19 protein-coding genes are annotated in these 21,261 nt (G+C 61.8%); 9 read left to right on the forward strand and 10 right to left on the reverse strand.

The window, feature by feature from the left end; all coding sequences use genetic code 11:
* Nucleotides 1–3: 3 nt before the first annotated feature.
* Both recF and gyrB read left to right on the forward strand, forming a co-directional pair.
* Complete coding sequence (recF, locus tag AAHK21_RS13630; RefSeq protein ID WP_367857497.1) at nucleotides 4–1,107, forward strand: DNA replication/repair protein RecF; 1,104 nt, start codon at nucleotides 4–6, stop codon at nucleotides 1,105–1,107.
* A gap of 4 nt (nucleotides 1,108–1,111) precedes the next feature.
* Complete coding sequence (gene gyrB, locus AAHK21_RS13635; protein ID WP_367857498.1) at nucleotides 1,112–3,532, forward strand: DNA topoisomerase (ATP-hydrolyzing) subunit B; 2,421 nt, start codon at nucleotides 1,112–1,114, stop codon at nucleotides 3,530–3,532.
* 116 nt (nucleotides 3,533–3,648) lie between these two features.
* Here gyrB and AAHK21_RS13640 read toward each other — a convergent pair whose 3' ends face one another.
* The 3 genes from AAHK21_RS13640 to AAHK21_RS13650 all read right to left on the reverse strand — a co-directional run bounded on the left by AAHK21_RS13640 (nucleotide 3,649) and on the right by AAHK21_RS13650 (nucleotide 5,701).
* A complete protein-coding gene (locus AAHK21_RS13640) occupies nucleotides 3,649–4,020 on the reverse strand; it encodes a type II toxin-antitoxin system HigA family antitoxin (RefSeq protein ID WP_046853568.1) in 372 nt (123 codons plus the stop codon).
* A 6-nt stretch (nucleotides 4,021–4,026) separates the two neighbouring features.
* A complete protein-coding gene (locus tag AAHK21_RS13645) occupies nucleotides 4,027–4,329 on the reverse strand; it encodes a type II toxin-antitoxin system HigB family toxin (RefSeq protein WP_046853569.1) in 303 nt (100 codons plus the stop codon).
* A 73-nt stretch (nucleotides 4,330–4,402) separates the two neighbouring features.
* Nucleotides 4,403–5,701 (reverse strand): sigma-54 interaction domain-containing protein, encoded by a 1,299-nt coding sequence (locus tag AAHK21_RS13650; protein ID WP_367857499.1) that lies wholly within the window; start codon nucleotides 5,699–5,701, stop codon nucleotides 4,403–4,405.
* 244 nt (nucleotides 5,702–5,945) lie between these two features.
* On the opposite strand from AAHK21_RS13650, the gene AAHK21_RS13655 reads away from it, so the two are divergent.
* The 3 genes from AAHK21_RS13655 to AAHK21_RS13665 are packed head-to-tail and all read left to right on the forward strand — an operon-like array spanning nucleotide 5,946 to nucleotide 8,964.
* On the forward strand, nucleotides 5,946–6,830 hold the full coding sequence (locus AAHK21_RS13655; protein WP_367857500.1) for an MBL fold metallo-hydrolase: 885 nt from the start codon (nucleotides 5,946–5,948) through the stop codon (nucleotides 6,828–6,830).
* 41 nt (nucleotides 6,831–6,871) lie between these two features.
* A complete protein-coding gene (locus AAHK21_RS13660) occupies nucleotides 6,872–8,149 on the forward strand; it encodes an FAD/NAD(P)-binding oxidoreductase (protein ID WP_367857501.1) in 1,278 nt (425 codons plus the stop codon).
* Nucleotides 8,146–8,964 carry a sulfite exporter TauE/SafE family protein gene (locus AAHK21_RS13665; RefSeq protein ID WP_367857502.1) on the forward strand — a complete coding sequence of 273 codons (819 nt, stop codon included), beginning with the start codon at nucleotides 8,146–8,148 and terminating at the stop codon, nucleotides 8,962–8,964. The genes AAHK21_RS13660 and AAHK21_RS13665 overlap by 4 nt, the downstream gene beginning before the upstream one ends.
* On the opposite strand, the gene AAHK21_RS13670 is transcribed toward AAHK21_RS13665, so the two are convergent.
* The gene (locus tag AAHK21_RS13670; protein ID WP_046857656.1) at nucleotides 8,953–9,840 is read right to left on the reverse strand and encodes a LysR family transcriptional regulator; all 888 of its coding nucleotides are present in this window, start codon (nucleotides 9,838–9,840) and stop codon (nucleotides 8,953–8,955) included. The two genes, AAHK21_RS13665 and AAHK21_RS13670, sit on opposite strands and share 12 nt — an antisense overlap.
* Nucleotides 9,841–10,014: 174 nt before the next feature.
* Here AAHK21_RS13670 and AAHK21_RS13675 point away from each other — a divergent pair, with 174 nt between their 5' ends.
* Nucleotides 10,015–11,664 carry a GMC family oxidoreductase gene (locus AAHK21_RS13675; protein WP_367857503.1) on the forward strand — a complete coding sequence of 550 codons (1,650 nt, stop codon included), beginning with the start codon at nucleotides 10,015–10,017 and terminating at the stop codon, nucleotides 11,662–11,664.
* Nucleotides 11,665–11,760: 96 nt separating this feature from the next.
* Nucleotides 11,761–13,380 carry an MFS transporter gene (locus tag AAHK21_RS13680; protein ID WP_367857504.1) on the forward strand — a complete coding sequence of 540 codons (1,620 nt, stop codon included), beginning with the start codon at nucleotides 11,761–11,763 and terminating at the stop codon, nucleotides 13,378–13,380.
* A 205-nt stretch (nucleotides 13,381–13,585) separates the two neighbouring features.
* On the opposite strand, the gene AAHK21_RS13685 is transcribed toward AAHK21_RS13680, so the two are convergent.
* The 4 genes from AAHK21_RS13685 to glyQ form a co-directional block, all read right to left on the reverse strand.
* On the reverse strand, nucleotides 13,586–14,356 hold the full coding sequence (locus tag AAHK21_RS13685) for a 1-acyl-sn-glycerol-3-phosphate acyltransferase (protein WP_102683373.1): 771 nt from the start codon (nucleotides 14,354–14,356) through the stop codon (nucleotides 13,586–13,588).
* Nucleotides 14,357–14,421: 65 nt separating this feature from the next.
* The gene (gmhB, locus tag AAHK21_RS13690) at nucleotides 14,422–14,949 is read right to left on the reverse strand and encodes a D-glycero-beta-D-manno-heptose 1,7-bisphosphate 7-phosphatase (protein ID WP_367857505.1); all 528 of its coding nucleotides are present in this window, start codon (nucleotides 14,947–14,949) and stop codon (nucleotides 14,422–14,424) included.
* A gap of 4 nt (nucleotides 14,950–14,953) precedes the next feature.
* Nucleotides 14,954–17,008, reverse strand: coding sequence for a glycine--tRNA ligase subunit beta (gene glyS, locus AAHK21_RS13695; protein WP_367857506.1), 2,055 nt, complete (start codon nucleotides 17,006–17,008; stop codon nucleotides 14,954–14,956).
* Nucleotides 17,005–17,952 carry a glycine--tRNA ligase subunit alpha gene (gene glyQ / locus AAHK21_RS13700; protein ID WP_023629852.1) on the reverse strand — a complete coding sequence of 316 codons (948 nt, stop codon included), beginning with the start codon at nucleotides 17,950–17,952 and terminating at the stop codon, nucleotides 17,005–17,007. The genes glyS and glyQ overlap by 4 nt, the downstream gene beginning before the upstream one ends.
* Before the next feature lie 83 nt (nucleotides 17,953–18,035).
* On the opposite strand from glyQ, the gene AAHK21_RS13705 reads away from it, so the two are divergent.
* On the forward strand, nucleotides 18,036–18,587 hold the full coding sequence (locus AAHK21_RS13705; protein ID WP_046853579.1) for a DNA-3-methyladenine glycosylase I: 552 nt from the start codon (nucleotides 18,036–18,038) through the stop codon (nucleotides 18,585–18,587).
* Between the two features lie 41 nt (nucleotides 18,588–18,628).
* Nucleotides 18,629–19,516: a lysophospholipid acyltransferase gene (locus AAHK21_RS13710; RefSeq protein ID WP_023629851.1), complete on the forward strand. Its 888-nt coding sequence runs from the start codon at nucleotides 18,629–18,631 to the stop codon at nucleotides 19,514–19,516.
* Nucleotides 19,517–19,548: 32 nt separating this feature from the next.
* On the opposite strand, the gene AAHK21_RS13715 is transcribed toward AAHK21_RS13710, so the two are convergent.
* Both AAHK21_RS13715 and trkA read right to left on the reverse strand, forming a co-directional pair.
* Nucleotides 19,549–19,857: a tetratricopeptide repeat protein gene (locus tag AAHK21_RS13715; protein ID WP_367857507.1), complete on the reverse strand. Its 309-nt coding sequence runs from the start codon at nucleotides 19,855–19,857 to the stop codon at nucleotides 19,549–19,551.
* 11 nt (nucleotides 19,858–19,868) lie between these two features.
* Nucleotides 19,869–21,242: a Trk system potassium transporter TrkA gene (gene trkA / locus AAHK21_RS13720; protein ID WP_023629849.1), complete on the reverse strand. Its 1,374-nt coding sequence runs from the start codon at nucleotides 21,240–21,242 to the stop codon at nucleotides 19,869–19,871.
* Between the last annotated feature and the right edge of the window lie 19 nt (nucleotides 21,243–21,261).

Raw genomic sequence — 21,261 nt, forward strand, 5'->3', positions numbered from 1 at the left:
GACATGTCCCTTCGACGTCTCTCGGTCACCGCGGTGCGCAACCTGCACCCGGTGACCCTCTCACCCTCCCCTCGCATCAACATCCTTTACGGCGCCAACGGCAGCGGCAAGACCAGCGTGCTCGAAGCTGTGCACCTGCTCGGTCTTGCGCGCTCGTTCCGCAGCACCCGGTTGAACCCGGTGATCCAGTACGATCAGCCGACCTGTACGGTGTTCGGCCAGGTCGAATTGGCTGAGGGCGGTATGAGCAACCTCGGTGTATCGCGGGAGCGCCAGGGGGATTTCACCATTCGCATCGATGGACAGAACGCACGCAGCGCCGCGCAACTGGCAGAGATGCTGCCTTTGCAGTTGATCAATCCGGACAGTTTCCGGCTGCTCGAAGGTGCGCCCAAAGTGCGCCGGCAGTTCCTCGATTGGGGCGTGTTCCACGTGGAACCCCGCTTCATGGCTACCTGGCAGCGCCTGCAGAAGGCCCTGCGGCAGCGGAACTCATGGCTCCGGCATGGTACACTGGACGCCGTTTCGCAAGCCGCCTGGGATCGAGAGTTATGTCTCGCCAGTGCGGAGATAGATGAATACCGTCGCAACTATATCAAGGCCTTGAAGCCTGTCTTCGAGCAGACCCTGAGCGAACTGGTCGAACTGGACGGGCTGACCCTGAGCTACTACCGAGGCTGGGACAAGGACCGGGAACTCAATGAAGTTCTCGCCACCTCCCTCCTTCGCGATCAGCAGATGGGCCACACCCAGGCCGGGCCACAGCGTGCTGATCTGCGCCTTCGATTGGGCGCGAACAATGCGGCCGACATTCTTTCGCGTGGGCAGCAGAAGTTGGTGGTCTGCGCCCTGCGCATTGCTCAGGGGCACCTAGTCAGCCAGGTTCGTCGCGGTCAGTGTATTTATCTGGTGGATGACTTGCCGTCCGAGCTGGACGAGCAGCACCGCCGCGCCCTGTGCCGCTTGCTTGAAGAATTGAACTGCCAGGTGTTCATCACCTGTGTAGACCACGAATTTCTGAGGGAAGGCTGGCAAACGGAAACGCCAGTTGCCTTGTTCCACGTGGAACAAGGCCGTATCACCCAGACCCACGACCATCGGGAGTGAAGGCATGAGCGAAAATCAAACGTACGACTCCTCCAGCATCAAAGTGCTGAAAGGGCTGGATGCCGTACGCAAACGTCCCGGCATGTACATTGGCGACACCGATGACGGCAGCGGCCTGCACCACATGGTATTCGAGGTGGTCGACAACTCGATCGACGAAGCCCTGGCCGGACACTGTGATGACATCACCGTCATCATTCACCCGGACGAATCCATCAGCGTCCGTGACAACGGCCGTGGTATTCCGGTCGATGTGCATAAAGAAGAAGGCGTTTCTGCGGCCGAGGTCATCATGACCGTGCTGCATGCCGGCGGTAAGTTCGATGATAACTCCTACAAGGTGTCCGGCGGTCTGCACGGTGTAGGTGTATCGGTAGTGAACGCACTGTCCGAACAGCTGGTGCTCACCGTTCGTCGTAGCGGCAAGATCTGGGAACAGACCTACGTCCATGGCGTGCCCCAAGCGCCGATGGCCGTAGTGGGTGACAGCGAAACCACTGGTACCCACATTCACTTCAAGCCTTCGGCTGAGACTTTCAAGAACATCCACTTCAGCTGGGATATCCTCGCCAAGCGTATCCGCGAGCTGTCGTTCCTGAACTCCGGTGTCGGTATCCTGCTGAAGGATGAGCGCAGCGGCAAGGAAGAGTTCTTCAAGTACGAGGGTGGCCTGCGTGCGTTCGTTGAGTACCTGAATACCAACAAGACTCCGGTCAACTCCCAGGTTTTCCACTTCAACGTCCAGCGTGAAGATGGCGTGGGTGTTGAGATTGCCCTGCAGTGGAACGACAGCTTCAACGAAAACCTGCTGTGCTTCACCAACAACATTCCCCAGCGCGACGGTGGTACCCACCTGGTTGGCTTCCGCTCCTCGCTTACCCGTAGCCTGAACAGCTACATCGAGCAGGAAGGCCTGGCGAAAAAGAACAAGGTTGCCACCACCGGTGACGACGCTCGTGAAGGCTTGACCGCGATCATTTCGGTCAAGGTGCCGGATCCGAAGTTCAGTTCGCAGACCAAGGACAAGCTGGTTTCCTCGGAGGTGAAGACCGCCGTGGAACAGGAGATGAACAAATACTTCGCCGACTTCCTGTTGGAAAACCCCAACGAAGCCAAGGCTGTGGTCGGCAAGATGATCGATGCCGCACGTGCCCGTGAAGCGGCGCGTAAAGCGCGCGAGATGACTCGTCGCAAAGGCGCCCTGGATATCGCTGGCTTGCCGGGCAAACTGGCCGACTGCCAGGAGAAGGACCCTGCCCTTTCCGAACTGTACCTGGTGGAGGGTGACTCTGCGGGTGGCTCGGCCAAGCAAGGCCGCAACCGTCGAACCCAGGCGATCCTGCCGCTGAAGGGTAAGATCCTCAACGTCGAGAAGGCGCGCTTCGACAAGATGATCTCCTCGCAGGAGGTCGGCACGCTGATCACCGCACTGGGCTGTGGCATCGGCCGCGAAGAGTACAACATCGACAAGCTGCGCTATCACAACATCATCATCATGACCGATGCTGACGTCGACGGTTCGCACATCCGTACCCTGCTGCTGACCTTCTTCTTCCGTCAGTTGCCGGAGCTGGTCGAGCGCGGCTACATCTACATTGCCCAGCCACCGCTGTACAAGGTGAAGAAAGGCAAGCAGGAGCAGTACATCAAGGACGACGAGGCCATGGAAGAATACATGACCCAATCGGCCCTGGAAGATGCCAGCCTGCACCTGGATGAAGCAGCGCCAGCGGTCTCTGGTGTTCAGCTACAAGCACTGGTAAACGAGTTCCGCGGTGTGATGAAAACGCTGAAGCGTCTGTCACGCCTGTATCCGGAAGAGCTGACCGAGAACTTCATCTACCTGCCCAAAGTTACTGTCGAGCAATTGGCTGACAAGGCGCAGATGGATGATTGGCTCAAGGCGTTCCAGCAGCGCCTGGACAACAGCCAGCGTTCTGGTTTGGCCTACAAGGCTGACTTGCACGAGGACAAGGAACGTAATATCTGGCTGCCAGTGGTGGAAACCACCTCCCACGGCTTGGCCAGCTACGTCACCTTCAACCGTGATTTCTTCGGCAGCAATGACTACCGCAGCGTTGTCGCCCTCGGCGAAAACCTCGGTACGTTGTTGGGTGACGGTGCCTACGTTCAGCGCGGTGAGCGCCGCAAGGCGGTCACCGAGTTCAAGGAAGCCCTCGACTGGCTGATGAACGAGAGCACCAAGCGCCACACCATCCAGCGATACAAAGGGCTGGGTGAGATGAACCCGGATCAGCTGTGGGAAACCACCATGGACCCAACCGTGCGCCGCATGCTCAAGGTAACCATCGAGGACGCTATCGCCGCCGACCAACTGTTCAACACCCTGATGGGTGATGCGGTCGAGCCACGTCGCGACTTCATCGAAAGCAACGCGTTGTCGGTGTCCAACCTGGACTTCTGATCAGTTGTCGTTCGGCACATCAAAGTGCCGTGAATGAAAACCCCGGCCTTCGTGCCGGGGTTTTTCTTTAGGTGTGCGTAGCTTTCTTGTGCGGTTCACGATCTGTATGAACAGCTTCAAGCCGCTTTCACTGGTTTGATCAGGCTTTCAGCTGGTATGCCGAACAGATCGTGCAGCTTCCAGATCATAGGGAGCGTCAGCGAGCGCTTTCTATTCAGTACCTCATAGACACGATTCGTCTTGCCAATGGCCGGTACAAGATCGGCTGCTGTAAGGCCTGATTGTTCCATTCGGAACTTGATGGCTTCTATCGGGTCTGGCAGGTCTACCGGAAAATTCTTTGCTTCGTAAGCTTCGATCAAGGTGATCATCACTTCAAAAGCGTCACCCTCGGCAGTTCCAGGCTGAGGCTCATTCTCGAACAGTGGAGCGAGCTCCTTGAGTGCTGCCCGGTATTCATGGTCGGTACGGATTGGGCGGATATTCATATTGGGTCACTCCATCTCCACAGTATTTGCGTCGATCTTGTCGTACGCCTTGTGGGTACCAATAAATTTAATGTAGACAGCGCCAAACTGATAGGCAATGGCTACCACTAGCCTGTAGTCATTGCCCTTGATATTGAACACGACCCGTCTGCTTTTCAGGATGCTCGCGTTTCGGTACTGAGTTTTGATCGTATCCGGGTTAACCCATGTAGCTTTCCGGGCTTCATCGACCCAGGCGCGCAATGGCTGTTCACAGTCCGGATGGATTTCCCAAAAGGATTTCAGTTGGCTAATGGCGATAATCTTCATGACTTTTAGTTTAGTCCCAAGGTGGGACCATGTGCAACGACGGTTTAGCGCCAGAATGTTTCACGTGGAACATTCACAGCCCGAGGGTTTTGAGTCGTCGATACAGCGTGCGCTCACTCATGCCCAGATGTGCTGCCAGCTCGTTACGTGATCCTTTGAAAGTCTCCAAGGCATGCGCCAGCTCGGCCATTTCATTACGTCCGCGACGGCCGAAATGACTCTGATCTGATACTGGATGGATGTCTTCGGGCAGATGTTCCGGACGAATGAAACCATCATCGGCAAACAGCCGGGCCCGTTCCAGGATGTTCCTGAGCTCGCGAATGTTGCCTGGGAAGGTATGCAGGTTGAGGCGCTCAAGGGCTTCGGCGGTAATCTTGGGCGCGTGCTTGCCGGCCATGCGTTGCAGCAGGCTCTCACAGAGCAACGGCAAATCCTCGACTCGCTCACGTAGTGACGGCAGGCGAATCGGAAATCCGCTGATGCGGTAATACAGGTCTTCGCGGAATGTTCCTTCGGCGGCCATCTCTTTCAATGGCTTGTGCGTTGCTGAGACCAGACGGAAATCTGAATGGACTGTGCGCGTGCTGCCGACCGGACGGAAGCTTCCGGACTCGATCAGACGTAGCAACTTCACCTGCATGGCCAGCGGCACCTCACCGATCTCGTCGAGGAACAAGGTTCCCCCGTGAGCCGCTTCTGCCAGGCCGATCTTGCGCTGGGTCGCGCCGGTGAAAGCACCCTTCTCATAACCGAACAGTTCACTTTCGAACAGCGACTCGGTCAGCCCGGTGCAGTCCACCACCACCAAGGGGCCATTGGCTCGGGGGCTACCCAGGTGCAATGCCCGGGCGAACAGCTCCTTGCCCGTCCCGGATTCACCCTGGAGCAAGACCGGGATCTGCGCGGGGGCGGCACGTTGCAGACTGGAAACGGCGCTCTTGAAGGACGGAGCCCGGCCAACCAAACCCTGTTGTTGAGGTTGTGCCGATGCCAGGGTGACGCTGGTCAGCCGCTCGACGAACGCCACCACCCTGCCCTCGTCGTCGAGGATCGGACGCAGCTCTACATCCACATGTTCCGGCCCGCGCGGAGTGTGATGGATGTGCAGCACACGCTCGGGCACCTTGCTGTCCAGCGACTTGCGCAGCGGGCAGTGCTCACCCGCCTGGTCGCAGGGAACGGCGTAGTGATGGGAAACTCGATGGCACTTATCGCCGATTGGCGCGTGCTCCTCATTGCCGAACTGGCGACGGTAGGCCGCGTTGGCGGCGAGGATGTTGTAGTCGGTGTCCAGCACGATGCTGGGCAGCACATCGTGTTCAAGGTATGACACCAGCGCGATGATCGCGGGATGGGAAGCGGCTAGCATGACAGCACCAGAGGAAGGACCTGGCGAGCGTAGCAAGGACTGCCAAACACTGCCATCGACTGACAGTCGACTGCCAGGAACTGTCACCTTTGGGTTGCTGGAATGAGGGCTGCTGCGCGCCCTTCGCGGCTCGAGACCGTTCCTACGGGGGTAAGGCGTCTATCTGAAAGGCTGGCATGCATCTTGATAAAGCACCTCCCACTGCCTATGCCTTCAAGGAGGCTTGGGACAACTGGAGAGTGCAATGATCATCGGCAACAACCTTCACGTCGAAGAGTTCTTCGACAAGGCGACCTGGACCATCAGCTACCTGGTCATGGATGGCGAGACGCGGCAATGCGCGCTGATCGACAGCGTGCTGGACTACGACCCCAAGTCCGGGCGTACCTGCACCGATTCGGCGGATAAGCTGATCGCCCGCGTCGAGGCGCTGGATGCCAAGGTGCAATGGATCCTGGATACCCATGTGCACGCCGACCATCTGTCCGCGGCGGCTTACCTCAAGGCCCGGCTGGGCGGCAGCATCGCGATCGGTGCGCAGATCACCCAGGTACAGAAAGTCTTCGGCACCCTGTTCAACGCTGAGCCGGGCTTTGCTCGCGACGGCAGCCAGTTCGACGTTCTGTTCGAAGATGAAGAAGGATTTCGCATCGGCAATCTGCATGCCCGTGCACTGCACACCCCTGGGCATACCCCAGCGTGCATGAGCTATATGATCGAGGATGCGGGTGAGACCGCCGTGTTCGTCGGCGACACCTTGTTCACTCCTGACTATGGCACCGCCCGTTGCGACTTCCCGGGCGCCAGCGCAAGAACCCTGTACAAGTCGATCCGTCGCCTGCTCGCCTTCCCGGACCAGACCCGGCTGTTCATGTGCCACGACTACCTGCCTGGTGGCCGTGAGCTGTGCTTCGTCACCACCGTGGCCGAGCAACGCGCCAACAACATCCATATTCATCAAGGGGTCAGCGAAGACAGCTTCGTGCAGATGCGCGAAGCCCGTGACAAGACCCTCGACATGCCCGTGCTGATCTTGCCGTCGGTGCAGATCAACATGCGCAGCGGGCAATTCCCCGAACCTGAAGAAAACGGTGTGAGCTATCTGAAGATCCCGCTGAACAAGCTGTAAGTCACGCCGTACCCATAACGAGATTTCCAAGGAACACCGCCATGCCTGCCCTGCCCCCTGCCGATTCCTCCCGTGCCGACCACCACAAGGTGGTGATCGTCGGCGCCGGTGCCGCCGGTATCGCCACCGCCTCCAGCCTGATCGCCCGTGATCCTTCGCTGGATATTGCCCTGATCGACCCCGCCGATGTGCACTACTACCAGCCCGGCTGGACCATGGTCGGTGCCGGTGTGTTCAAGGCGTCGAGTACCGCCCAGACCATGGCCGCCACCCTGCCCCGTGGTGTGCGCTGGATCAAGGCAAGGGTGGACGGCTTCGATCCCCAGGGCCAACTGGTGCTGCTCGAGGGTGGTCGCGCTGTCAGTTATGAACAGCTGGTGGTCTGCCCGGGCTTGAAGCTCGATTGGAATGCCATCGAAGGCTTGAGTGAGACCCTCGGGCGCAACGGCGTCACCTCCAACTACCGCTATGACCTGGCGCCCTATACCTGGCAACTGGTACAGAACCTCAAGCAGGGGCGCGCCCTTTTCACCCAGCCGCCGATGCCGATCAAGTGCGCCGGGGCGCCGCAGAAGGCGCTGTACCTGTCATGTGACCACTGGCTGCGCAGCGGCCACCTGGGCAACGTGAGGGCCAGTTTCTTCAATGCCGGCGCGGTGCTGTTCGGTGTGCCGGATTATGTGCCGGCGCTGATGAGCTACATCGACAAGTACGACATCGACCTGAACTATCAGCATCGTCTGACGGCGGTGGATGGCGCGAACAAGCGCGCTACGTTCGTGCGCACCCTCCCCGACGGCACTACCGAGACCCGCGTCGAAGCCTTCGACATGTTGCATGTGGTTCCGCCCCAGGTGGCGCCTGAATTCATCCGCCAGAGCCCGCTGGCCGACGCGGCGGGTTGGGTGGACGTCGACCCGCACACCTTGCGCCATCGCCAGTTTGGCAATATCCATGCCCTGGGCGACGTGGCCAATACCACCAACGCCAAGACCGCCGCCGCCGCCCGCAAGCAGGCACCGGTGGTCGCCAACAATGTGCTGGTGGCGCTTGGTCGGCTAGCGACCCTCGCGCAATACGATGGCTATGGCTCCTGCCCGCTGACAGTGGAGCGTGGCAAGATCGTCCTGGCCGAGTTCACCTACGGCGGCAAGCTGGCACCGAGCTTCCCGCGTTGGCTGCTCGATGGCCGCAAGCCAACCCGCCTGGCCTGGCTGCTCAAGGCGCAGATCCTGCCGCCGCTGTACTGGAAAGCCATGCTCAAGGGCCGCGAGTGGCTCGCCCGGCCGCAACCTCTGGTGGTCGAGGCGCAACAGTGATCGAGCACCAACTGCTGGGCGCCGGGCTTGGCGCGATCATTGGTGCGGTGTTGGCTTTGACCGGCGCCGGTGGCGGCATCCTCGCGGTGCCGCTGCTGGTGTTCGGCTTGGGGCTGAGCATGGTCGAGGCGGCTCCGATCGGCCTGCTGGCCGTGGGGTTGGCGGCGGCAGTCGGTGCGGTGCTCGGCCTTCGCCAGGGGCTGGTGCGTTATCGGGCGGCACTGTTCATCGCCCTGATCGGGATTGCCTGTGCGCCGTTCGGCTTGATGCTCGCTCACCGTGTGCCGAATATACCTTTGGCCTTGGTCTTCGCCGGGGTGCTGGTGTACGCCTGTTTGCGGATCTGGCGCAAGGCAGCACGTGAGCTGCGTGGCGAGTCACCCTGCGGCGAACGGGAGATCATGCCTTGCGTGCTCAACCCGTTGCAGGGGCGTTTGCGCTGGACCCTGCCCTGCGCCCGCGCGCTGGCGTTTACCGGAATGCTGTCGGGGTTGCTGTCTGGCCTGTTGGGCGTCGGTGGCGGCTTCGTGATCATTCCGGCCTTGAACCGCTACACCAACCTGAACATGCAAAGTATCGTCGCCACCTCACTGGCGGTAATCGCCCTGGTGTCCACTGGCAGTGTGGTCAGCGCCAGCGTGGCGGGTGTGATGCATTGGTGGGTCGGCGCACCGTTCGCCGCAGGGGCGGTGCTGGGTTTGCTGCTGGCGCGGCCGTTGGCTAGCAAACTTGCCGGTCCGCGCCTGCAGCAGCTGTTCGCCGTGGTGGGCTGCGGCGCTGCCGTGCTGCTCGCCGGCAAGGCGCTACTCGGCTAGCAACTCATCCTGTTCGGCGGCGCACAGCGCCAGCAGGTAGTCCCACACCACGCGCAGGCGCACCGACTTGTGCAGCTCGCGGCGAGTGCAGATCCAGTAGCTGCGCTGGATGGTCTCGCCGGGCAACACGCGTACCAGCTTCGGATCGTGGCGGGCCATATAGTTGGGCAGCACGGCGATACCCAGCCCGGCCTGGGCGGCGTGCTGCTGGGCGATCACGCTGGTGCTGCGGAACACCACGTTGGGCGCTCGGCAGAAGCTGTTGAGGAACAGCAGTTCCTGGCTGAACAGCAGGTCGTCGACATAACCGATCCAGTTGTGCCGGGCCAGATCTTCACGTGTGTCGAGCGGTGGCGCTTGATTCAGGTATTCCTGGCTGGCGTACAGGGCCAGGCGATAGTCGGTGAGCTTGCGGGTGATCAGCAGGTCGGCGTTGGGTCGTTCCAGGTGGATGCTGATCTCGGCTTCGCGGTTGAGGATACTCACGAACCGCGGCACCGCCACCAGTTCCACCTCCAGCCCCGGGTAACGCTGGAACAGTGCCTTCATGCGCGGAGTGAAGAACATGATGCCGATGCCTTCGGTCACGCCAAGACGGATCTTGCCCAGCGGCGTGATGGCCTGGGTGATCTCTTCCTGCGCCAGCAAGGCGACGTTCTCCATGGCTTCGGCATGCTTGAGCAGGGCCTGGCCCGAGGGGGTGAGCTCGTAGCCCTGAGCGTGCTGGACGAACAGCGCGGTGCCCAGGTGCTTCTCGATGCTCTCGATATGCCGGGCGACGGTGCTGTGGGTAGTGTTGAGGCGCTTGGCGGCGCTGAGCAGGCGGCCGCTGCGCTGCAACTCGAGGAAAAACCGCAGATCGTTCCAGTCGAACATGGGCGTCCTTGGATGTGCTGGCTGTCGAAGCCATCGCGGGGCAAGCCCGCTCCCACAATTGGTTAGTCGCTGTGCTAAAACGCACAACGGCTGCGCGAAATCTCGTGTTTCCTCCGCGAAATTAATCAATAAGATGGATCGGGACAAGAATAATAATCAGGCGCGAGGTTGCACATGCCATCAGCCGATTCTGTCTACGACTACGTGGTCGTGGGTGCCGGTCCCGCCGGTTGCCTGCTGGCCAATCGCTTGTCCGCCGATCCATCCTGCCGCGTGTTGCTGCTCGAGGCGGGTGGCCGTGACAACTATCCCTGGATTCATATCCCCGTCGGTTACCTCTACTGCATCGGCAATCCACGTACCGACTGGTGCATGAAGACCGAGGCCCAGCCTGGGCTGAACGGGCGTGCCCTGGGCTATCCGCGGGGCAAGGTGCTGGGTGGCTGTTCGTCCATCAACGGCATGATCTACATGCGCGGCCAAGCCGCCGACTATGACCGTTGGGCCGAGCAAGGCAACGAGGGCTGGGCATGGAAGGATGTGCTGCCGCTGTTCAAGGCCAGCGAGAGCCACTATGCCGGTGCCAGCGACAGCCATGGCGCCGACGGTGAGTGGCGGGTCGAGCAGCAGCGCTACAGCTGGCCGATCCTCGATGCCTTTCGCGATGCGGCCGAACAGAGCGGCATCGCCAGGATCGACGACTTCAATACGGGCGACAACGCCGGCTGTGGATATTTTCAGGTCAACCAGCGCAGCGGTGTGCGCTGGAACTCGGCCAAGGCATTTCTCAGGCCCATTCTCAAGCGCCCGAACCTGACCGTGCTAACCGGCGTGCAGGTCGACCAGGTGTTGCTCGGCAACACCCGCGCCCGGGCTGTAAGGGCGCTGTGGCAAGGTGCATGGCATGAGTTCGCGGCACGCCGCGAGATTGTTCTCTGTGCAGGTTCGGTCGGTTCGCCCGGGATCCTGCAGCGCTCGGGGATCGGCCCACGCAAACTGCTCGAAGGGTTGGGCATCGCTGTGCGTCACGATATGCCTGGTGTCGGCGGCAACCTGCAGGACCATCTGCAGCTGCGGTTGATCTACCAGATCCAGAACACGCGCACCCTCAACCAGATGGCCAACAGCCTGTGGGGCAAGCTGGGCATGGGCCTGCGCTATGCCTACGACCGCAGTGGACCACTGGCCATGGCGCCGAGTCAGTTGGGTGCTTTCGCCCGTTCGAGCCTCGAGCAAGAGACAGCCAATCTTCAGTATCACGTCCAGCCCTTGTCGCTGGAGCGCTTCGGCGAGCCGCTGCACCGGTTCCCGGCCTTCACCGCGTCGGTATGTAACCTGCGCCCGGCCAGTCGAGGTCGAATCGATATCCGCTCGGCGGACATGAACGCCGCGCCGCTGATAGACCCCAACTACCTCAGCGTCCCCGAGGACCTGCGCGTGGCCGCCGACGCCATCCGCCTTACCCGGCGCATCGTCCAGGCCCCTGCCCTGGCCGCCTTCGAACCCCGCGAGTACCTGCCAGGCCCTGCCCTGCAGAGCGAAGAAGACCTGCACCAGGCCGCCGGCCAGATCGGCACCACCATCTTCCACCCGGTAGGTACCTGCCGCATGGGCAGTGGTGCGCTCGATGTTGTGGATAACCAGCTGCGCGTGCACGGTATTCCGGGCCTGCGTGTGGCGGATGCCTCGATCATGCCGCAGATAGTCTCCGGCAATACCTGTTCACCCACGTTGATGATTGCCGAAAAGGCGGCACAACTGATCCTCAAGGGGGCCAACACCCAGACCAACCTCAGCGACAGCAACGCGATACCGACGCCCTGACCCGGGTGTGTGCAACAGCGGCAGCGCGGTCAGCGGCTGCCGGCAGTGGAACAACAAGAATAATCACTGTGGCCCCAAGGGCCGAGGACAGCAACGATGTCGGATTACATCCAGGAACAGGGTGCGGTGGCGAGCAGCCCGAGCCGCCGTGAGGAACGCAAGATCATTTTCGCGTCATCCCTCGGGACAGTGTTCGAGTGGTATGACTTCTTTCTCTATGGCGCCTTGGCGGCGGTGATCAGCAAGCAGTTCTTTGCAGGGGTCAACGACACCACCGCGTTCATCTTTGCCTTGATGGCCTTCGCCGCCGGTTTCCTGGTGCGCCCGTTCGGCGCTTTGGTGTTCGGCCGTCTGGGGGACATGATCGGGCGCAAGTACACCTTCCTGGTGACCATCGTACTGATGGGCCTCTCGACCTTCGCCGTCGGTCTGCTGCCCACCTATGCCAGCATCGGCATCGCCGCGCCGATCATCCTCGTGGTACTGCGCATGCTCCAGGGACTGGCGTTGGGCGGCGAGTACGGCGGTGCGGCCACTTACGTGGCCGAACACGCCCCGCCCGGCAAGCGCGGTTTCCACACCGGTTTCATTCAGTCCACCGCCACACTCGGTCTGCTGTTGTCGTTGATCGTGGTCCTGGCCAGTCGCTACATCAGCGGCGATGAGTTCGAGACCTGGGGCTGGCGCCTGCCGTTCCTGCTGTCGATCGTCCTGCTGGCGATCTCCACCTGGATCCGCATGAGCATGCACGAGTCGCCGGCGTTCGTGAAAATGAAAGCCCAGGGCAAGATAAGCAAGTCGCCGATCCGCGAATCGTTCACCTCCTGGCCGAACCTCAAGGTGGTTCTGACCGCGCTGTTCAGCATCAACGCCGGGCAAGCGGTGACCTTCTACACCGCACAGTTCTATGTGCTGTTCTTCATGACCCAGATGCTCAAGATGGACCCGGCCCAGGCCAATACCCTGTTGATCATCAGCGTGGTGATCGGCGCGCCGTTCTTCGTGTTCTTCGGCTGGCTGTCGGACCGTATCGGGCGCAAGCCAATCCTCATGGTCGGGCTGTTGCTGGCCACCGTTTGCTACTTCCCGATGTTCAAGGCGCTGAGTCATTACGCCAACCCGCAGATCGACGCCGCCAGCCGGGAAGCGCCCATCGTCGTCAGCGCCAACCCGCAAGGCTGCACCTTCCAGTTCGACCCGGTGGGCAAGGCCCGTTTCGACAGCCCCTGCGACAAGGTAAAGACCTTCTTGGTCAAACAGGGCCTGCCCTACAGCTCGGTCGAGGCTGCCGGCAGCGAAGTGCAGGTGAGCATCGGTGACAAGACCATCAACGGCTTCGACGAGGCGGCCATGCGCAGCGCCATCGAAGCGGCTGGCTATCCGGCCAAGGCCGACCCGGCGCATGTGAACCAGGTGATGGTGGTGGTGCTGATCGTTGCCATGATCCTGATCGCCACCATGACTTACGGGCCACTGGCGGCGGTCATGGTCGAACTGTTCCCGACGCGGATCCGCTATACCTCGATGTCCCTGCCCTACCACATCGGCAACGGCTGGTTCGGTGGTTTCCTGCCAACGGTGTCGTTCGCGTTGGTGGTGTACACCGGGGATATCTTCTATGGACTGTGGTATCCGGTGTTGATCACCGGGGTGAGCCTGGTGGTGGGGATCTTCTGCCTGAAAGAGACCAAGGACGTGGATATCGACAAGGTGTGAGGATTGCTCTCGGGCAAGCCCGCTCCCACGCGTCTGAGAAGGGCACAAAAAAACCGGCGTAAAAGCCGGTTTTTTTATAGCGCGAAAAAACTTATGCACGATTTTCGCAAAAACGTCATACATGGAAATAAACAGCTAATTCAATCACTTAGCATGTCTTCACGATCATCCATGCAAAACTTGCTAACAAGTTATCCACAGATCGTCAGGCTGGCTGCTGCTCCGGGTTTTCCGCCAGCGGCGGCAGCGAACCCATGGCTCGCTGGGTCGCTTCGTTCCAGGCCTGGGCGCGGTCGTTCAGCTCGGCGATGGCACGTGGGCCAGTACCCACTGCATACATCGGTTCACCGATCACCACCTCGATGGTGCCCGGGCGCTTGCCCCAGCCTTCACGCGGCCAGAACTTACCGGCGTTGTGGGCAATCGGCAGTACCGGCAGGCCGGCGTTGACCGCCAGGGCGGTACCACCGCGGGAGAACTTGCCGATCTGGCCATGGGGCACGCGGGTGCCTTCGGGGAAGATCAGCACCCAGGTGCCTTGCTTGAGCAGCTCGTCGCCCTGGCTGGCAACCTGGCGCAGCGCTTCCTTGGGATTCTTGCGATCGATGGCGATCGGCCGCAGCATGGCCATGGCCCAACCGAAGAACGGCACGTACAGCAGTTCGCGCTTGAGCACCTGGCTAAGCGGCGAGAAATACGCGGAGAGCAGGAAGGTTTCCCAGGTGCTCTGGTGGTTCGACAGGATCACGCAGGGTACTTTCGGCACGTTCTCGGCACCGGTGATCTTGTAGTCGATGCCCAGGACCGTGCGCACCAAAAACAACGCGCAGCGGCACCAGTACACGTTGATGAACTTGTAGCGCTTGGGGAACGGCAGGAAGGGCGCGACGAAGAAGCTCAGCGAGCACCACAGCAGCGAACTGGTGCCCAACAGCAGGTAAAAAAGAAAGATTCTGATCGCCTGCAGGATCGACATAGTGGCATGTACCGTTGCGGGGCGTGCCCGCCTAATGAAAAGTGCGCCGTTCCTGGCGCACTCATTTAAATAAGTTCTCTGGCGATGGCTGCCAGATCGTCGAAAATCAGTGTAGTTTGCGGGACGCCTTTTTCCAGGGTCCTTTCGCCCTTGCCGGTTTTTACCAGCACGGGTTGTGCATCGACGGCCAGGGCCGCCTCCAGGTCACCTTTGCTGTCGCCAACGAACCACACGCCGGTCAAGGGCACCTGGTAATGGTCGGCAATGGTCCGCAGCATGCCGGGCTTGGGCTTGCGGCATTCGCAGCCCTCGTCCGGGCCGTGCGGGCAATGCACGATCAGGCCGACCTCGCCGCCCTGCTCGGCCACCAGTGCGCGCAGGCGCGCATGCATGGCCTCGAGGGTTTCCAGCGGGTAGTAGCCGCGGGCAATGCCGGACTGGTTGGTGGCAATAGCCACCGTCCAGCCCGCCTTGCTCAACTGCGCGATGGCCTCGATCGAGCCGGGAATGGGGATCCACTCCTCCAGCGACTTGATGTAGGCGTCGGAGTCGTGGTTGATCACTCCGTCTCGATCAAGAATCAGCAGTTTCAACGACTTACCCCAGCAGCGAGATATCGGCCACGCCCAGGAACAGACCGCGCAGGCGGCTGAGCAGGGCATAACGGTTGGCGCGTACCTTGGCGTCCTCGGCATTGACCATCACCGCCTCGAAGAAGGCGTCGACCGGGTCACGCAGGGCGGCCAGGCGGGCCAGGGCTTCGCTGTACTGACGCGCGGCCGCCATCGGTTGCACGGCCTGGTCGGCCTGCTGGATGGCCGAGTACAGGGAGAACTCGTTGGCGTTGTCGAAGTACTTCGGCTCGACCTGATCGGCGATGGCGCCTTCGGCCTTGCCCAGCAGGTTCGAAACGCGCTTGTTCGCCGCCGCCAGAGCTTCGGCTTCCGGCAGCTTGCGGAAGGCCTGCACGGCCTGCACGCGCTGGTCGAAGTCCAGCGCCGAGCCCGGCTTCAGGGCACGCACCGACAGGTAGGTGGAGACGTCGATGCCTTCGTCCTCGTAGCGTGCGCGCAGGCGGTCGAAGACGAACTCCAGTACCTGCTCGGACAGGCCGGCGGCCTTGACCTTGGCACCGAACTGCTTGACCGCGAACTCGACTGCGACATTCAGGTCCAGGTCCAGCTGCTTCTCGATCAGGATACGCAGCACGCCGAGGGCGGCACGGCGCAGGGCGTATGGGTCCTTGCTGCCGGTGGGCAGCATGCCGATGCCGAAGATGCCGACCAGGGTGTCGAGCTTGTCGGCGATGGCCACGGCGGCACCGGTGAGGGTCTGCGGCAGCTCGGCGCCAGCGCCGCGCGGCATGTACTGCTCGTTCAGCGCCAGGGCGACGTCTTCCGGCTCGCCATCGTTGAGGGCGTAGTAGTAGCCGGCGATGCCTTGCATCTCCGGGAACTCACCGACCATTTCCGAGGCCAGGTCGCACTTCGACAGCAGGCCGGCACGACCAGCGTTGGCGGCGCTGCCACCGATGTACGGGGCAATGAAGGCGGCCAGCTTGGAGACGCGCTCGGCTTTTTCGAACACGGTACCCAGCTGAGCCTGGAACACCACGTTCTTCAGGCGCTCGTTGAAGCTTTCCAGGGGCTGCTTCTTGTCCTGCTTGAAGAAGAATTCGGCGTCGGTCAGGCGCGGGCGCACGACCTTCTCGTTACCCTGCACGATCTGCTTGGGATCACGGCTCTCGACGTTGGCCACGGTGATGAAGCGCGGCAGCAGCTTGCCTTCGCTGTCCAGCAGGCAGAAGTACTTCTGGTTGTCCTGCATGGTGGTGATCAGCGCTTCCTGCGGCACCTCGAGGAAACGTTCCTCGAACGAGCACACCAACGGCACCGGCCACTCGACCAGGGCGGTTACTTCGTCCAGCAGCGCCGGTGGCACGATGGCCGTGCCTTCCTGCTGCATGGCCAGCTCTGCGGTGCGCTTGCTGATCAGCTCGCGACGCTCAGCGAAGTCAGCCAGCACGTGGGCCTTGCGCAGGTCCTCGACGTAGTTGGCCGGGGTGGTGATGAGTACGTTTTCCGGGTGGTGGAAGCGGTGGCCACGGGATTCACGGCCGGCCTTCTGGGCCAGGATGGTGCAGTCCACGACCTGATCGCCCAGCAGCATCACCAGCCACTGGGTCGGGCGCACGAACTCTTCACGGCTGGCGCCCCAGTGCATGCGCTTGGGGATCGGCAGGTCGTTGAGCGAATCCTCGACGATGGTTGGCAGCAGGCTGGCCGTGGCCTTGCCCGGAATGTGCTGGGAGAAGCGTAGCTTCGGGCCGCTCTGGTCGATGTCCGACAGCTCGACGCCGCACTTCTTGGCAAAGCCCAGGGCGGCCTGGGTCGGCTGGCCTTCGGCGTTGAATGCGGCCTGCACGGGCGGGCCATCGATGTTGATGCTGCGGTCCGGCTGCTGCACATCCAGTTGGCGGATCAGCACGGCCAGGCGGCGCGGCGCGGCGTAGACCTGCTTGCCGCTGTAGTTCAGGCCGGCGGCCTGCAGGCCTTTCTCGATGCCGGCGAGGAAAGCGTCGCCCAGCGTGGCGAGGGCCTTGGGTGGCAGCTCTTCGGTGCCCAGTTCAACCAGGAAATCTTGAGCACTCATTGTGCAGCCTCCAGCTTAGCCAACACTTCGTCACGCAGTTCAGGGGTGGCCATCGGGAAGCCCAGGCGTGCGCGAGCTTGCAGATAGCTTTGCGCCACGTCCCGGGCCAGGGTACGTACGCGCAGGATGTAGCGCTGGCGCTCGGTCACCGAGATGGCGCGGCGGGCGTCCAGCAGGTTGAAGGTGTGCGAGGCCTTCAGGACCATTTCGTAGGTCGGCAGCGGCAGGTCCAGCTTGATCAGACGGTTCGCTTCGCTTTCGTAGAAATCGAACAGTTCGAACAGCTTCTCGACGTTGGCGTGCTCGAAGTTGTAGGTCGACTGCTCCACTTCGTTCTGGTGGAACACGTCGCCATAGGTGACCTTGCCGAACGGGCCGTCGGCCCACACCAGGTCGTAGACCGAGTCCACGCCCTGGATGTACATGGCCAGGCGCTCCAGGCCGTAGGTGATTTCACCAGTGACCGGGTAGCACTCGATACCGCCGACTTGCTGGAAGTAGGTGAACTGAGTCACCTCCATGCCGTTCAGCCAGATTTCCCAGCCCAGGCCCCAGGCGCCGAGGGTTGGCGATTCCCAGTTGTCTTCGACGAAGCGAATGTCGTGAACCAGCGGGTCGATGCCGATGGCCTTCAGCGAGCCGAGGTACAGCTCCTGGAAGTTCGCCGGGTTTGGCTTGAGCACCACCTGGAACTGATAGTAGTGCTGCAGGCGGTTGGGGTTTTCGCCATACCGCCCGTCGGCAGGGCGACGGCTGGGCTGCACATAGGCGGCGTTCCAGGTCTCCGGGCCCACGGCACGCAGGAAGGTAGCGGTGTGGAAAGTGCCGGCGCCTACTTCCATATCGTAGGGCTGAAGCACCACACAACCTTGAGCTGCCCAGTAGTTCTGCAGGGCGAGGATCAGGTCTTGGAAGGTACGCACGGCTGGCGTAGGCTGGCTCACGAAATTCACCTGTATCTGGGGATGCGGATGTAAAGAGCGGGAGTATACCCGATTCGCCTCGCCCTCTACGTTATTGGAGCCTTATGCCACGCTGCTTTTGGTGTTCCGACGATCCGTTGTATCAGGCCTATCACGACCACGAGTGGGGAACGCCGCAGCGCGACCCGGCGTTGCTCTTCGAGATGCTTTTGCTCGAAGGGTTCCAGGCGGGGTTGTCGTGGATCACGGTATTGAAGAAGCGCGAGCGCTATCGCGAGGTGCTGCACGGCTTCGATCCGCTGAAACTGTCGCAGCTCAGCGATGAACGCATCGAGGAGCTTATGCTGGATGCTGGCATCATCCGCAACCGCCTCAAGCTCAAGGCCGTGCGCCGCAACGCCCAGGCCTGGCTGGCTGTGGATAACCCCGCCGAGTGGCTATGGTCGTTCGTCGGCGGCGCGCCGAAGATCAACCATTTCCAGGGCCGTGGCGACGTGCCGGCGGTCACCGACGAGGCCAAGGCGATGAGCAAGGCCTTGCAGAAGGCTGGCTTCACTTTCGTCGGGCCGACCATCTGCTACGCCTTCATGCAGGCCACCGGCATGGTCATGGACCACACCACCGACTGCGATCGCTACGCCGCGCTGGTGCGCTGACGGGGTACAATGCGCGCCTTGCTGAAATAAGGAATTCGCCTGTGGAAAAGTTCAAGGGCGCCCTGATGGTCGGGGTGCTGCGCCTGTTTGCCAAGCTGCCCTGGGGCGCCGTGCAGCGCGTCGGCGCCGGTATCGGCTGGCTGATGTGGAAAATCCCCAACGGCTCGCGCAATGTCGTGCGCATCAACCTGGCCAAATGCTTCCCAGAGATGGACCCGGCCGAGCGTGAGCAACTGGTCGGTCGCGCGCTCAAGGACATCGGCAAGTCGTTCGTCGAAAGCGCCTGCGCCTGGATCTGGCCGCCGCAGCGCTCGCTCGACCTGGTCAAGGAGGTGCACGGCCTGGAAGTGCTGGAGCAGGCCCTGGCCTCGGGCAAGGGCGTGGTCGGCATCACCAGCCACCTGGGCAACTGGGAAGTGCTCAACCACTTCTATTGCAACCAGTGCAAACCGATCATCTTCTACCGCCCGCCCAAGTTGAAGGCGGTGGATGACCTGCTGCGTGAACAGCGGGTGCAGATGGGCAACCGCGTGGCGCCTTCGACCAAGGAAGGCATTCTCAGCGTGATCAAGGAAGTGCGTCGGGGTGGTCAGGTGGGGATTCCCGCCGACCCGGAGCCGGCCGAGTCGGCAGGGGTGTTCGTGCCGTTCCTGGGGACCCAGGCGCTGACCAGCAAGTTCGTGCCGAACATGCTCGCCGGCGGCAAGGCGGTCGGGGTGTTCCTGCACGCCCTGCGTCTGCCCGATGGTTCGGGCTTCAAGGTGTTCCTGGAGGCGGCGCCAGAGGCCATGTACAGCACCGATGTGAATGAATCGGCGGCAGCCATGAGCAAGGTTGTCGAGCGTTATGTGCGTGAGTACCCGAGCCAGTACATGTGGAGCATGAAGCGCTTCAAGAAGCGCCCGGCGGGTGAGGCGCGCTGGTATTGAGATTTTTGGGGGCGCTTTGCGCCCCGGCAATCTCAGACCTTGTTCAACTTCTTCAAGAACACCGTCATCTCCTTCTCGGCCTGCTTGTCGCCATGGGCCTGCGCCGCGACTATCCCCTCTTCCCAGGCCTTGCGCGCGCCAGCCAGATCTCCGCTGAGCTGATACGCCTTGCCCAGCAGCTTCCACGCCGCCGAATACTTGGGGTCCTGCTTCACGCAGCTGGCCAGGTGCACCGCTGCCTCTGCGCCATTGCCCTCGTCCAGCCAGGCCTTGCCCAAGCCAAAGCGCAGCAGCGGGTTATCCACACCCTTGGCCAGCATCTTCTCCAACGATTCACGCATGTCCTTCCCTCCTAGAAGAAACTCAGGCCCACGTGGAACAGCTTCTCCACGTCCCGAATATGCTTTTTATCCACAACGAACAGGATCACATGGTCGCCCGACTCGATCACCGTGTCGTCGTGGGCGATCATCACTTCGTCCTCGCGGATGATTGCGCCGATGGTGGTGCCCGGCGGCAGGTTGATGTCCTCGATGGCCTTGCCGACCACCTTGCTCGACTTCGAGTCGCCATGGGCCACGGCCTCTATGGCCTCGGCCGCGCCACGGCGCAGCGAATGCACGCTGACGATATCGCCACGCCGCACGTGGGCCAGCAGGGTACCGATGGTGGCCAGCTGCGGGCTGATGGCGATGTCGATGTCGCCGCCCTGCACCAGGTCGACATAGGCCGGGTTGTTGATGATGGTCATCACCTTGCGTGCGCCCAGGCGCTTGGCCAGCAGCGACGCCATGATGTTGGCCTCGTCGTCGTTGGTCAGGGCCAGGAAGATGTCGGCGTCGGCGATGTTCTCTTCGAGCATCAGGTCCTTGTCCGAGGCGCTGCCCTGCAGCACCACGGTGCTTTCCAGGGTGTCGGAGAGCTGGCGGCAACGGGCCGGGTTCATCTCGATGATCTTCACCTGGTAGCGGCTCTCGATGGCCTCGGCCAGGCGCTCGCCGATCTGCCCGCCACCGGCGATGACCACGCGCTTGTTGCTCTCGTCGATGCGGCGCAGTTCGCCCATCACCGCGCGGATGTCCTTTTTCGCGGCAATGAAGAACACTTCGTCGTCGGCTTCGATCACCGTGTCACCCTGTGGAGTGATCGGCCGGTCGCGGCGGAAGATGGCCGCCACGCGGGTGTCGACGTTGGGCATGTGGGCGCGGATCTGGCGCAGTTGTTGGCCGACCAGCGGCCCGCCGTAGTAGGCCCGGACCGCCACCAGCTGGGCCTTGCCCTCGGCGAAGTCGATCACCTGCAGGGAGCCGGGGTGTTCGATCAGGCGCTTGATGTAGTTGGTCACCACCTGCTCGGGGCTGATCAGTACATCCACCGGAATATGGTCGTTGTCGAACAGTTCTTCGCGGGTCAGGTAGGCCGACTCGCGCACCCGGGCGATCTTGGTCGGGGTGTGGAACAACGAGTACGCCACCTGGCAGGCGACCATGTTGGTCTCGTCGCTGTTGGTCACCGCCACCAGCATGTCGGCATCGTCGGCGCCGGCCTGGCGCAACACCGTCGGCAGCGAGGCGCGGCCTTGCACGGTGCGGATGTCGAGTCGGTCGCCGAGGTCGCGCAGGCGCTCGCCATCGGTATCGACCACGGTGATGTCATTGGCTTCGCTGGCCAGGTGTTCCGCCAGCGTGCCGCCCACCTGCCCTGCGCCGAGGATGATGATCTTCATCCACTACTCCCTACATTCT

The organism is Pseudomonas sp. TE50-2 (assembly GCF_040813665.1).
In the GTDB taxonomy this organism is placed as follows: domain Bacteria; phylum Pseudomonadota; class Gammaproteobacteria; order Pseudomonadales; family Pseudomonadaceae; genus Aquipseudomonas; species Aquipseudomonas soli.

Coding starts and splice junctions, on each gene's coding strand:
- recF (WP_367857497.1), top strand. CDS start 4: ATGTCCCTTCGACGTCTCTCGGTCACCGCGGTGCGCAACCTGCACCCG.
- gyrB (WP_367857498.1), top strand. CDS start 1,112: ATGAGCGAAAATCAAACGTACGACTCCTCCAGCATCAAAGTGCTGAAA.
- AAHK21_RS13640 (WP_046853568.1), bottom strand. CDS start 4,020: ATGAATATCCGCCCAATCCGTACCGACCATGAATACCGGGCAGCACTC.
- AAHK21_RS13645 (WP_046853569.1), bottom strand. CDS start 4,329: ATGAAGATTATCGCCATTAGCCAACTGAAATCCTTTTGGGAAATCCAT.
- AAHK21_RS13650 (WP_367857499.1), bottom strand. CDS start 5,701: ATGCTAGCCGCTTCCCATCCCGCGATCATCGCGCTGGTGTCATACCTT.
- AAHK21_RS13655 (WP_367857500.1), top strand. CDS start 5,946: ATGATCATCGGCAACAACCTTCACGTCGAAGAGTTCTTCGACAAGGCG.
- AAHK21_RS13660 (WP_367857501.1), top strand. CDS start 6,872: ATGCCTGCCCTGCCCCCTGCCGATTCCTCCCGTGCCGACCACCACAAG.
- AAHK21_RS13670 (WP_046857656.1), bottom strand. CDS start 9,840: ATGTTCGACTGGAACGATCTGCGGTTTTTCCTCGAGTTGCAGCGCAGC.
- AAHK21_RS13675 (WP_367857503.1), top strand. CDS start 10,015: ATGCCATCAGCCGATTCTGTCTACGACTACGTGGTCGTGGGTGCCGGT.
- AAHK21_RS13680 (WP_367857504.1), top strand. CDS start 11,761: ATGTCGGATTACATCCAGGAACAGGGTGCGGTGGCGAGCAGCCCGAGC.
- AAHK21_RS13685 (WP_102683373.1), bottom strand. CDS start 14,356: ATGTCGATCCTGCAGGCGATCAGAATCTTTCTTTTTTACCTGCTGTTG.
- glyS (WP_367857506.1), bottom strand. CDS start 17,008: ATGAGTGCTCAAGATTTCCTGGTTGAACTGGGCACCGAAGAGCTGCCA.
- AAHK21_RS13705 (WP_046853579.1), top strand. CDS start 18,036: ATGCCACGCTGCTTTTGGTGTTCCGACGATCCGTTGTATCAGGCCTAT.
- AAHK21_RS13715 (WP_367857507.1), bottom strand. CDS start 19,857: ATGCGTGAATCGTTGGAGAAGATGCTGGCCAAGGGTGTGGATAACCCG.
- trkA (WP_023629849.1), bottom strand. CDS start 21,242: ATGAAGATCATCATCCTCGGCGCAGGGCAGGTGGGCGGCACGCTGGCG.